Source organism: Legionella pneumophila subsp. fraseri (assembly GCF_000586315.1).
Lineage (GTDB): Bacteria > Pseudomonadota > Gammaproteobacteria > Legionellales > Legionellaceae > Legionella > Legionella pneumophila_B.
Window position 1 is genome coordinate 404288 of the sequence record NZ_JFIM01000001.1, and the last position, 12449, is coordinate 416736.

Below are 12449 nucleotides of genomic sequence, written 5' to 3' on the forward strand. Positions count from 1 at the left end.
GCACAAATCATATTATAACTGTTCGCAGGGTATGCAAATTTTTCTGTTTATAAGACTATTTATTTGAGCGGTATTTTTACAAATTAATACCGACCAGAATTTCACTTTGAAATCAAATCCACAACAGGCGAGTAACTTCTTCTATGTATTTTACAAGGACCCAAACGCATTAGCGCTTCTTTATGAACAGGGGTTGCATAACCTTTATGTTCTGCAAAACCATATCCTGGATATATTTTATCAAGAGCTACCATTTCTTCATCACGCAATACCTTGGCGAGGATGGATGCCGCACTAATTTCAGGTATCAAGCTATCTCCTTGGACAATAGCCTTGCATGGTATGTTCAATTGAGGAGTAAAAGCTCCATCGACAACGACATTATCTGGCTGAATGGGTAAAGCCTCAACTGCCCTTCGCATAGCTAATAAAGTAGCATGATGAATATTTAATTGATCTATTTCCTCAACCTCTGCTCGCCCATAGGCAAAAGCCAACGCTTCTTCCTTTATTCTAATTGCTAATAAATTTCTTTGTTTTGGACTTAATTTTTTTGAGTCGGTAAGCCCATCTATTGGTTTTTTTAAAATAACGGCTGCGGTTACAACGGCACCTGCAAGTGGTCCTCTCCCCACTTCATCGACCCCAGCCATCAATATTTTTAGCTCAGTATTCATTTAACTCCTCCCTGCGAAAAATTAGGCGTAAGATAATAGCTATTGAATGCAAGTGCAAGACAAGAATCGATTTCTTGGATTTAAACCAATCTGATAGAGTTTGATTAGAGTTTAAAATGTCTCAATTACTACTTGCCTGGCATGATAACCATAGGAAATACAATTGATTTATCACTAAGGAAATGCGATCATAAGTACAAATAATTATCAATTGATGATCAGATGAATAAAATTCGTTGTGCAGTTATTGGTGTTGGTTATCTTGGCAGGTTTCATGCCCAAAAATACCAACTAATTCCTAATGCAGAGTTAGTTGCAGTTTGTGATGTAAACTCTACAGTCTGCGAAGCGGTTTCCAGTGAGTTAAATGTTCCGGCATACATCAATTACCATGACCTGTTTGGCAAAGTAGACGCTGTCAGTATCGCAGCGACTACCAACAAGCATTTTGAAATTGCAAAATTCTGTTTACAACATGGGATACATGTTCTGATTGAAAAACCGATTACTGAAACAGTGTCCCAGGCTGAGGAACTGATTCGACTGGCAAAACAACATCAGGTGAAGTTACAAGTAGGCCATTTAGAACGCTTCAATTCTGCTCGCCTTGCCCTGGATGAATATCTGGAATTACCATTATTTATAGAGTCGCAGAGACTCGCACCTTTTAACCCCCGCGGAACTGATGTAAACGTGATACTTGATTTGATGATTCACGACATAGACATCATTCAAAATATCGTTCAGAGCCCTATTAAATCCATTACGGCTCAAGGGGCACCGGTATTAACAAAAGCAATTGATATAGCTAATGCACGCATAAGCTTTGCTAATCACTGCGTGGCGAACGTAACAGCCAGTAGAATCAGTTTTAAAACAGAACGAAAAACAAGAATCTTTCAGGAGAATTCTTATATTTCAATTGATTACCAAAACAAACAGCTTGCTGTATTTAAAAAAGGCACGGGAGAAATGTTCCCTGGAATACCTGATATCACCAGGGATCAAAGGGAGTTTGAAAAAGGAGATGCGTTACTGGAGGAAATCACAGCTTTCTTAAATTGCATAGAAAATGATAGCGCGCCGCTTGTTACAGGTGAAGAAGGAAGGGATGCTTTGAAAACAGCCGAACAAATCACCGCTTTAATTAATAATAACCTTGTAGAACGCTATGCCGAATGCTAGTCGTGTTGTCATAGTGGCAGGTGAAGAATCTGGCGACCACCATGCTGCCGAACTGGTAAAACAATTAAAAGCAGTTTATCCGAATCTGGAAATCAGTGGCATTGGCGGAAAACACTTAAGGGCCGCCGGAGTTCATTTAATTTCAGATTTAACGCGTTATGCTGTAACTGGTTTGACTGAAATAATTCCTTTTCTGAAAATATTCCGAAAAGCCTTTCAGGATATCAAACAGCATCTAAGCACACAAAAACCTGATTTGCTGATTTTGGTTGATTACCCTGCTTTCAATTTGAGATTGGCGAAATATGCAAAAAAAAAGCTGGGGCTCAAAATTATCTATTATATCAGCCCTCAAATATGGGCATGGAAAGGTAAACGTATCCATCTTATTAAAGAGTGCATCGACAGAATGGCTGTCATCTTCCCGTTTGAAAAAACCATCTACGAAAATGCAGGTGTTCCCGTCAGTTTTGTAGGGCATCCTTTAGTAAAAAAAATAGCATCTGCCAAGAATAAACATTCGAGTAGAACTTCGCTGGGGTTACCTTTAAACGAGCCAATTATTGCATTGCTTCCAGGGAGTCGCCATTCTGAAATTGAACGCCATATACCGATATTGGTGAATACAGCAAAATTGCTGACCCTAGACAGCCCCAAACTTCGATTTGTAGTCCCTATCGCTGGAACTATCAGTCCTGATAAAGTAAAAGCTTATTTCAGCAATCAGAATCTTACTGTTACTTTTATTCAGGGACAGGCAATAGAATGCATGTCTGCTGCTGACTTTGTCATAGTAGCTTCTGGAACTGCCTCATTAGAATGTGCCTTATTGGAAAAACCAATGTGCATTATTTACAAATCGTCCTTTCTGACTTATGTTGCTGCCATGTATTTTATTAAAGTTAAATTTTTGGGCTTATGTAATCTATTAGCCAATAAAATGATGGTACCTGAATTTTTGCAATATGATTGTAATGCAATTGAATTATCAAGATATATTTCCAATTTTCATAATGATCCTAACCAACCCAAGTTGATGATTAATCAACTGGCAAAGTTAAAGGAATCTCTGTCTTCCAGCCAGGCTGACTGCTCTGTCTTTGATCTTGTAGTGGCAGAATTGCCTGAAAAAAATGCATAGTTTTGATATGAAAATCTAGATTATCATTTAGCCTTCATGTACAATTAATTTTGCTTTCATTTACATGTGTAAGCAATTGGACTGTATGATTTAATTAAATAATAAGGAAGTTAAGATGAATGTCATTGATACACAAGCTACAACTCAATCCACTAAACAAGAACAAGGTTTACAGGATTTAGTTTACAGTTTGGTTACCCGCTTTCTTGCTGAAAATAAATCCAAATCAATTAATGATCTCTATGATATGATCCTGTCAGAAGTTGAGCCACCTCTATTACAAGCTGTAATGGAAAAACGTCGTGGAAATCAATTACAAGCAGCCAAGATGTTGGGTATTAGTCGTGGTACAATCAGAAAGAAATTACAAAGATATTTCGGTACCAAATATTTTCGCTTAACTGAAGAGTAAGGGAAATTTAAAAATAAAAAGGCTCATTTTGAGCCTTTTTATTTTATGTTCAACTCATCCCGGATAATGACTTTACCTAATCCGGGATTGCTTGCAAGCCCTATAGAAATCTAGGATGAAACCAGGAGTCTGTTAACCCGATTCACAAAATCAGCGGGATTATCCAATTGGCCTCCTTCTGCCAACACAGCTTGTTCAAACAACATAGTGACCCATAATTCAAATTGGTTGTCATCCTGAATATCGTGTAAACGCTTAATCAAGGCATGATCTGGATTAATTTCAAAAATAGGTTTGCTCACTGGAATCTGTTGACCCGCAGCTTGCAAAATTCTTTGCATTTCCAATCCCATGTCTTGCTCATCAGCAACGACACAAGCAGGAGAATCAGTAAGACGATTAGTCAGCAATACATCTTTAACCCGATCATTGAGAACTGATTTAATGTGCTTAATCAATGGCTCCAAGGTTTTTTCCTGTTCTTTAATTTGTTCGGAAGTTTCATCATCCCCCAATTCAATCTTGCCTTTTGAAATAGATTGCAGTTTTTTGCCTGCGAATTCATTCATATAACCAACAAGCCATTCATCGACTTTATCACTGAGCAATAATACCTCTATTCCTTTTTTCCTGAATATTTCCAAATGAGGGCTATTTTTAGCAGCATTGTAGCTCGATGCGGTAATATAATAAATTTTATCCTGCCCTTCTTTCATACGACTAATATATTCCTCAAGCGATACTTCTTGTTTCTCACTACCGCTTGCTGTAGTAGAAAAACGAAGCAACTTGGCTATCGCGTCCTTATTAGCGAAATCCTCAATAGGTCCCTCTTTCAACACAAGTCCGAATTCATTCCAAAACTTCTGGTAGGTTTCTTTATCATTGGAAGCCATTTTTTCAAGCATTGATAAAACGCGCTTGGTGCATGCCGAACGGATAGATTCGACTTGCTTGTTATCCTGTAAAATTTCGCGAGAAATATTAAGTGGCAAGTCGCTGGCATCCACAATCCCTTTTACAAATCGTAAATATCGGGGTAAAAATTGTGTCGCTTCATCCATAATAAATACACGCTTTACATAAAGCTTAAGTCCATGTTTGACTTCATGCTGCCATAAATCAAATGGGGCATGGGCTGGTATGTAAAGCAAAGTAATGTACTCATGCTTTCCTTCAACATGGTTGTGAGACCAGGTTAAGGGATCCATGTAATCATGAGAAATATGTTTATATAATTGCTTATAATCTTCTTCGCTAATTTCAGATTTCTGTAGTGTCCAAAGTGCTGTCGCTTTATTTACTGTTTCAAACTCTTTGGATTCCTTGCCTTCCTCTGAAGGTTTTTTCATCACAATGGGCCAACAGATATGATCAGAGTATTTACTAATAATACCGCGAATACGCCAATCACTTAAAAACTCGTCGTTTTCAGGTTTTAAGTGCAAAGTAATTTCTGTACCACGGGTCGATTTTTTTTCATATCCTATAGTAAATTCACCATCACCCTTAGACTCCCATATAATTCCATCCTCAGGTTGTAATCCGGCGCGGCGACTTTTAACTGTTACTTTATCAGCAACGATAAACGCGGAATAAAAACCCACTCCAAATTGTCCTATTAGTTGAGAATCTTTTGCCTGTTCACCAGTTAATTGGCTAATAAATTCTTTTGTTCCGGATTTTGCAATTGTCCCCAAATTTTCTACTGCCTCTTCCCAACTCAGACCAATCCCATTATCGCTGATGGTAATGGTTTGAAGCTTTTCATTAATCTGGATGCTAATTTTCAAATCAGAATCATTTTCAAACAATGAACCGTTTGATAAAGCTAAAAATCGTAACTTGTCCAAGGCATCAGAAGCATTAGAAATTAATTCTCTAAGAAAAATCTCTTTGTTACTATATAGAGAATGCACAACCAAATGAAGCATTTGCTTTACTTCTGTTTGAAATCCCATAGTTTGCTGCTTGCTAACCATTAAACAATCTCCCCGTTAATAGTTGTGTTCGTAATAATTACCTTCTCATATAGGGTTGATCTATTGAATTTCAAGGGGATAGTGCTAAAAAAGGAGAAAACCAGCAAAAAAACACCAATCACCAATAAAGTCTTTTATCTATTGGTGATTATCCATATTGCTAATGCTTGAGACAATATTCAAAATTTGTGTGTTGAAATTAAGCTACCCTACTGAAGGCAACCAACTCAAACCCTCTCGATTCAACACGCCCAGCTCTCGGACATTGGTTTGCCAACGCGCAATATTATCTGAAACAAAAGGACCCTTGTCATGCGCATCACAAAATACCTATAAAACACGTGGTGGGGTTGTTGGCAACATAGGTCCCGTTGACCGCCTATGAGTGGTAGTGAAGTTGCTCACTCCGCCTAAAGCATTATAAATGGCACCTGAACCTGAAATCTCTTCAACCAATGGTTTGTAGAATGCAGAATAGTGCTCTTTAGCAATATCCATATACATCACTTTAGCTCGGCCAAAATCAAGAGTATGTTGATTAATTTCAGAAGGATTATCAGATATTAAGTGTAACAAGAGATCATGCTCATTAAATTCACTAATGTGATCGTCAATATATTTGATTTGAGTTTCTTTTAATTTAAATACTTCTTTAAATTTTGTAGCCCCTAAAAAATCATATAACTCCAATAAAGAATCGGATCGAAAAGCATCTTGTAATCCTTTTCTTAATTCAAATATATTTTTCCCTTCCTCTTTGCATCTATTAAAAAAAGCCGTTTGTGCGAGTGGTGTGTCTTTTAATGCAGTATAAGGCTCATCGTATATATTTTTTAAATGGAGGGCAACCGTATCCATCATTTTTTGAGTTCTTTTATCATTGGAATAAGCAATAATGTCCGTATTCATACAAACTGCTTCTTGCCTTCGATGATGTGGTGCTATGTGTTCACTGATAATGGAGCCCATATTGAGCATGATTGGAACTCCTCCTGTAATTTGATGTCCTTCTACTATTTTTGAACTATCAACAGGGAGATCAATATCTACATAAAATCCTTCATTGAATAACTCAGGGATCTAGCGACACAAATCGGAGGCGGCAGCGGGATTTCCTCCCATTCCCAGGTTAGCAAGTTCAGCTTTTATCAATGGATAGAGTGGTGAATCGGTTTTAACACTATCGATATCAATTAATGAAATATTTTGTTTCTTGGCAAATACCTTCATTTGTCGGCTTGCTTCTGGATTTAGTAATGAACTGGAATAAATTAATCTAATTTCACAAACGGGGTATTGTTCCCTCCTTCTTTTTAACGCTTCCTGTTGTTTAGAAGGCATAAAAAGTTCAGGTTTGATGCTGAACCATATTGAGGTTTGTACGTTCGTCTTAAATTTAAATTCATTACTATCACGTACTTTAAAGCCACCAAAAGTCACATCAGGCAGTTTCTCATGCTCGTAATATTCCGGGGGTATGCTTTTTGGCAACATTCCAATTGATTTCATCAGGGGTAAGCCCTTTAATAACACCTGGGTGAATAACATTCTTGATTGCCCCTTTTAAAAAAGATTCAATCTTTTTTTGAGCATCCTCCCCTTTCAAGAGTTCTTGAATGATTGCATACGTAACAGAGCCTTCCTGGAGATGCTCGATGCTTCCAAGTGTAAGATTTGATTTCAGGTTATCAAAGAGTGTATGCAAGTCAATTTCAGATGTATGATTAAGCGCTGAAAAAAATCTCATTCGCAATTTGGAAAGTTCGTCACTCCTTCTTGCTTTCATAATATCTGTCTCCCATGCAAGTTGACCGTTCTTAAAAATAATGATTTATATTTTCGTATTGAATAAGTATAGTAGATAATCGATATAGGAATATTTATAAACACTCTGTCTCTAAATATTCTGAAAACTCTTGATTAACTTTATTTTACAGTCAGGAAAAAGTGATCGTTCAGAAATTACATCTTTGCCAAGAAACAGGATTATTTCTAAAAATCAAAACCAGGCACAGTTAAAACTCCACCAGAATGTACAATTAATATCTTTCCTTTTAATTGGTATTTTTCTATGTATTTTCTGGCTTCATAGAATAATTTTGCAGAGTAAATTGGATCAGTCAAAATACCTTCTTCGTAAGCCAATCGTTTGATTTCCTTTTTAATTGTTTGATTTACAGATCCAAACGATTTCGCTGTGGTTGGGTAAAAACAAGTATAGTTATCAGGATTTACCTCTGACCAATGCACGAGTTTTTTCTTAAAAACCCCCTCACTATCCGCCAACAATAGCACATGAATAATCCCTTTATGCTGTAATTCATTAAAACCTTTAATGAGAGCAATTGCTGAAAAACCTGTACCTGCATCAACAAAGATATGATCAAAAGCAAATCCCAAAACCCTTTCATTTTCCTTGATATCGTTGGCAAGCGACATTGCCCCCTTCATGGATTCGGGAACATTGGCACCTTCATATAAAATATAAGCGGTTTCCCTGAGTCCCTTAAGATACTGCTCAGCGAATTCATTGACTCGATGCCATTCTTCCCGATTTACCCAGATAATTTCATTCTCATGAAGAAAAAGAAGGCTTAATTTAAAATTACCTTGGATTTTTAAATGTTTGGGTTTTATTAGAAAGGCAGTCACTTTCAATTGACATTCTCTTGCCACCTGAAGAGCAGCTAATAAATTATTGGATTGAGCACCCGCAATAATAATGAGATGTCGAATTCCCTTAATTTTTAGAAATGGGATTAAGCTGCTGTATTTTCTTATCTTTGTTCCACTTATGCCACAACCTAATTCATCATCTCGCTTAACATAGCACTCTACACCTTGCGTGGGAAAATGATTAAGAGTATGCACCCGACTGGACAAATTCCACATCAAATACCTTTTTAATAATTTAATGGACTCGAATAAAATTCAAACAATTTGGATTGGAAGTTTCTTTATCAAATAAATAACCTGACTCAGAAAACTCTTTAATTTGTTCCAGGGAGTCTATTCTATTCTGCATTATATACTTTGCCATCATTCCTCTTGCTTTTTTAGCAAGGATACCAATCATTTTTAATTCACTATTTTTTTGTTCATAAAAATTGATGGTTACAATGGGATAACTCAATTTTTTCTCATCCACCACCTTGAAATACTCAGTTGAAGCCAGGTTAATAAGGACAGGATTATTTTGCTTTGCCAGTATTTGATTTAAAGTATTAGTAACAGTTTCGCTCCAAAAAGCATAGAGAGTCCTGCCTGCCGGATTTTCTAAATTAACGCCCATCTCCAGCCTGTAAGGTTGGATCCTGTCCAAAGGCCTTAAAAATCCGTACAACCCTGACAAAATTCCCAAATGGGGTTGAGCGTATTCGATTTCTTCGTCTTTCCATGAACTAGCATTCAGTCCCTGATACACATCACCCTGAAATAAAAATAAAGCGGGATAAGAGTGGTTCATTGGGTTATTTTTAAGATTAAAATCTTGATATCTTTCATAGTTTAATTCAGCAAGTTGTCTTGATAAATCCATTAAATCTGCAATTTGCTCTACAGATTTTGACTTCATTATTTTAACCAATTGCAGCGCTTTATCGAGTAATAAAGGATTACTCGTTTCTTTAGGATAAGGTTTTGATATGGATAATAATTTCTTGGCTGGCGATAACAAAGTTAGCATACATAACCTGCTCTATTAATTAGAATTGATGTTTTTCTTTCTACCCTTGCCCATACCTACACGAGGATTGTGCATGAAGATTGTAATACTGTCGCTGACTTTAAGCACATCCCCTTTTTCGTTAAGAACTTGAACAGCAATAGTATGAGATCCTCGATAAATACCATTCAATTGAAAAACCAAATTGGGCTGTGGATCCCCTAAAGGTGCTCCATCAAAAACAAGCTGCAAATTATCCCCTGGAGACAAATCAGGTTCTATTTGAACTGCAACAACAACATAACCCTGATTATTACGAATTGTTGCTTCATTTTGTGGCTGAATAATTTCTAACCTGGTATATTTTTCCTGATCTTCCTGTTTCACATTTTCTTGTTCTTGGTCAGAAGAACCACCTGTTTCATTTGCAGGTGGTGTATAGCTTTGAGCTTCAGGAATTTTTATTTTTTCAGCACCTTCATGAGGTTTGTCACTAAAATGCACAACACCCTGGCTATCCGTCCATTTGTAAATTTGCGCACTGGAAAGGCAAACTGTCATTATCAAAAAGACGAATAGTACCAGTTTATTCATGAATATAGTTCCTTAGAGACTATAATATAACTCAAATTCATAAGGATGGGTCAAGCTCCTGATTTTAGTAATTTCCTCTTCTTTCATTTGAATATAGTTATTAATAAAGTCTCTACTGAATACATCTCCCTGTAACAAAAACTCATGATCAGCCCGCAAATGATCCATTGCCATCTCTAATGAAGAACACACAGTAGGCACATCAACAAGCTCTTCAGGTGGTAAATCGTAAAGGTCTTTATCCATTGGCTGGCCAGGATAGATTTTCTTCTGAATGCCGTCTATACCCGCCATCATCATTGCAGAGAATGCAAGATAAGGGTTAGCTGTTGGATCAGGGAAACGTACTTCGATTCGACGTGCCTTGGGATTACTAACATGTGGAATGCGAATTGCAGCAGAACGGTTCCTTGCTGAATAAGCCAACAATACTGGCGCTTCAAATCCGGGAACTAATCTTTTATAACTGTTAGTCGATGGATTGGTAAAAGCATTCAAAGCCCTGGCATGCTTAATTATCCCACCTATGTAGTATAAAGCTGTTTCAGAAAGTCCAGAATATTGATCACCAGAAAACAGATTGTACCCATCTTTATAAAGTGATTGATGACAGTGCATCCCGCTTCCATTATCTCCTACCAAAGGTTTTGGCATAAAGGTAGCGGTTTTTCCATAGTTATGAGCAACATTGTGTATCACGTATTTTAGAATTTGCAGTTCGTCCGCCTTTTTGGTGAGGGTATTAAACCGGGTAGCCACTTCACACTGGTTAGCTGTAGCCACTTCATGATGATGCGCTTCCACGACCATCCCTAAAGATTCCAATGTAATACAAATCGCTGAACGAATATCATGAGATGAATCAACCGGAGGAACAGGGAAATAACCGCCTTTCAATGGTGGTCTATGTCCAATATTTCCGCCTTCCATTTCTTTACCGGAGTTCCAATGTGCTTCATCCGAATCTATTTTATAAAATGAACCGCTGATAGTAGTTTCCCATTGCACGTTATCAAAGAGAAAAAACTCGGGTTCCGGGCCAAAATTTACACCATCTGCAATCCCTGTAGATTGTAAATAATTTTCTGCACGTTGAGCAATTGAGCGCGGACATCTGTCGTAACCCATCATAGTCTGTGGATCAACTACATTACATCGTATAAACAAAGTATTATCTTGAAAAAATGGATCCAGCTGAATTGAAGATAAATCTGGCACTAAAGCCAAATCTGATTGATGAATTTTCTGCCAACCTTTAAAAGATGAGCCATCGATCATTTTTCCATTCTCAAGGAAATCATCATCAACTGCTGAAACAGGTATGGTAATGTGTTGCTCTTTTCCACGGATATCTGTAAATCTTAAATCCACAAATTTGGCGTCATGTTCTTTGATTGCATCAAGCACTACATTTTTTGTCATCTTTTGTCTCCAGGATAGTCCGCGTATAGTTTACCTTAAGTGACTTATTAATCCCAATAGATTACACTCTATAGTTTTAATTTTAACAAAAATAATATGGGCGCCTACCAATATCAAGCGCTAAAAGTCAATGGCAATGTCAGTAAAGGCGTGATAGAAGCTGATTCTGAACGCCATGCGCGTCAATTATTGCGAGAGCAAGGACTAATTCCCACTCAAGTCCAAACCTTAACTCAGCAACGTGCCGCCAGCAGCAAAAGTAAAGTTTCTGCCGCTGATTTGGCTCTACTGACCAGACAACTGGCAACACTTTTAGCTGCAGGTATCCCCGTTGAAGAATCATTACGTGGAGTCAGTGAACAAACAGAAAAAGACAAAGTCAGAGAGCTTATCATCGGGGTTCGATCTAAGGTATTGGAAGGATATGGTTTAGCTCAGGCAATGGCTCAATATCCCAATGCCTTCCCAGAACTATACCGGGCAACAGTAGGCTCAGGCGAGCAGACAGGGCGTCTTGATGTCGTTTTAGAAAAATTAGCCGATTATACTGAAAAGCAACAGAAAACTCGACAAAAAGTCCAGCAAGCCTTGATTTACCCATTACTCATGATCATCGTTTCTACTGCCATTATCAGTTTTTTACTTACTTTTGTCGTTCCTAAAATTATTGATGTGTTCACCGAAAGTGGGCAAACACTACCACCAATGACGCAATTGCTTATTAACTTAAGCCAATTTATCAAATCTTATGGTTTATATACTCTGGCGGCCATAATTCTGGCTCTGATTGGATTTAAAAAAAGCCTCAGTAATATAAAAATTAAAACAGCATGGCATCAAGTCATGCTCAAACTACCTATCGTTTCTTATCTGGTTAAAACAATTAATGTTGCCCGATATATTCACACCTTTGGAATTCTATTTGCGGCAGGAGTCAGTGTACTTGAAACCATGCGTGTTTCTTCAAGTCTGGTAACCAATGTCGTCATGAGACAAGCTTTCGATTTAGCTACTCTGCGAGTCCGAGAAGGAAGTGGAATCAGTGAGGCGCTCAAAGAAACAAAATTTATTAGCCCTATGGCCATCCATCTGATAGCCAGCGGTGAAAAGAGTGGCCAACTTTCAGACATGATGGAACGTTCTGCCTCTCATTTAGATAATGAGGTAAATCGACTGATTGAAACATCCTTAACTTTATTAGAACCCATGGTTATTCTTTTAATGGGTGCCGTTGTTTTATTTATTGTACTTGCGACCTTATTGCCTATTTTTTCAATGGAACAATTAGTTGCTTGATTAAAAAAGTTAAGGATTATCAGCGTGTATTTACAGTTTAAATCTATTCATAGGCCTCATTATTTGTGTTATAATT

The 12449-nt window shown here is 37.4% G+C and carries 11 protein-coding genes and 1 pseudogene; 4 read left to right on the forward strand and 8 right to left on the reverse strand.

The features are described from left to right. Window positions 1-101: 101 nt before the first annotated feature. Window positions 102-677 (reverse strand): ribonuclease HII, encoded by a 576-nt coding sequence (gene rnhB, locus CC34_RS0101810; protein WP_028378539.1) that lies wholly within the window; start codon window positions 675-677, stop codon window positions 102-104. Between the two features lie 222 nt (window positions 678-899). Between rnhB and CC34_RS0101815 the strand changes: the two genes are divergently transcribed. The 3 genes from CC34_RS0101815 to CC34_RS0101825 all read left to right on the forward strand — a co-directional run bounded on the left by CC34_RS0101815 (window position 900) and on the right by CC34_RS0101825 (window position 3415). Further along, a complete protein-coding gene (locus CC34_RS0101815; RefSeq protein WP_027226883.1) occupies window positions 900-1862 on the forward strand; it encodes a Gfo/Idh/MocA family protein in 963 nt (320 codons plus the stop codon). Continuing rightward, window positions 1849-3003 carry a lipid-A-disaccharide synthase gene (lpxB, locus tag CC34_RS0101820; protein ID WP_028378538.1) on the forward strand — a complete coding sequence of 385 codons (1155 nt, stop codon included), beginning with the start codon at window positions 1849-1851 and terminating at the stop codon, window positions 3001-3003. The genes CC34_RS0101815 and lpxB overlap by 14 nt, the downstream gene beginning before the upstream one ends. A gap of 115 nt (window positions 3004-3118) precedes the next feature. Then, a complete protein-coding gene (locus CC34_RS0101825) occupies window positions 3119-3415 on the forward strand; it encodes a helix-turn-helix domain-containing protein (protein WP_010947100.1) in 297 nt (98 codons plus the stop codon). A gap of 110 nt (window positions 3416-3525) precedes the next feature. On the opposite strand, the gene htpG is transcribed toward CC34_RS0101825, so the two are convergent. From htpG to glnA, 7 genes and pseudogenes are all read right to left on the reverse strand, one after another. Further along, window positions 3526-5397 carry a molecular chaperone HtpG gene (gene htpG / locus CC34_RS0101830; RefSeq protein WP_028378537.1) on the reverse strand — a complete coding sequence of 624 codons (1872 nt, stop codon included), beginning with the start codon at window positions 5395-5397 and terminating at the stop codon, window positions 3526-3528. A gap of 204 nt (window positions 5398-5601) precedes the next feature. Continuing rightward, window positions 5602-6945: pseudogene (locus CC34_RS01000000116085) on the reverse strand (glycosyltransferase family 88 protein). Then, window positions 6851-7183 (reverse strand): hypothetical protein, encoded by a 333-nt coding sequence (locus CC34_RS1000000117275; RefSeq protein ID WP_229309754.1) that lies wholly within the window; start codon window positions 7181-7183, stop codon window positions 6851-6853. The pseudogene CC34_RS01000000116085 and the gene CC34_RS1000000117275 overlap by 95 nt, the downstream one beginning before the upstream one ends. A gap of 206 nt (window positions 7184-7389) precedes the next feature. Further along, window positions 7390-8289: a pyridoxal-phosphate dependent enzyme gene (locus CC34_RS0101840; protein WP_028378536.1), complete on the reverse strand. Its 900-nt coding sequence runs from the start codon at window positions 8287-8289 to the stop codon at window positions 7390-7392. A gap of 19 nt (window positions 8290-8308) precedes the next feature. Next, window positions 8309-9082, reverse strand: a complete 774-nt coding sequence (gene yaaA / locus CC34_RS0101845; RefSeq protein WP_027226879.1) for a peroxide stress protein YaaA — start codon at window positions 9080-9082, stop codon at window positions 8309-8311. A 15-nt stretch (window positions 9083-9097) separates the two neighbouring features. Continuing rightward, a complete protein-coding gene (locus tag CC34_RS0101850; protein WP_027226878.1) occupies window positions 9098-9655 on the reverse strand; it encodes a DUF4124 domain-containing protein in 558 nt (185 codons plus the stop codon). Window positions 9656-9667: 12 nt separating this feature from the next. Continuing rightward, window positions 9668-11077, reverse strand: a complete 1410-nt coding sequence (gene glnA / locus CC34_RS0101855) for a type I glutamate--ammonia ligase (RefSeq protein ID WP_027226877.1) — start codon at window positions 11075-11077, stop codon at window positions 9668-9670. A gap of 96 nt (window positions 11078-11173) precedes the next feature. Here glnA and lspF point away from each other — a divergent pair, with 96 nt between their 5' ends. Further along, window positions 11174-12373: a GspF family T2SS innner membrane protein variant LspF gene (lspF, locus tag CC34_RS0101860; RefSeq protein ID WP_027226876.1), complete on the forward strand. Its 1200-nt coding sequence runs from the start codon at window positions 11174-11176 to the stop codon at window positions 12371-12373. Window positions 12374-12449 lie beyond the last annotated feature (76 nt).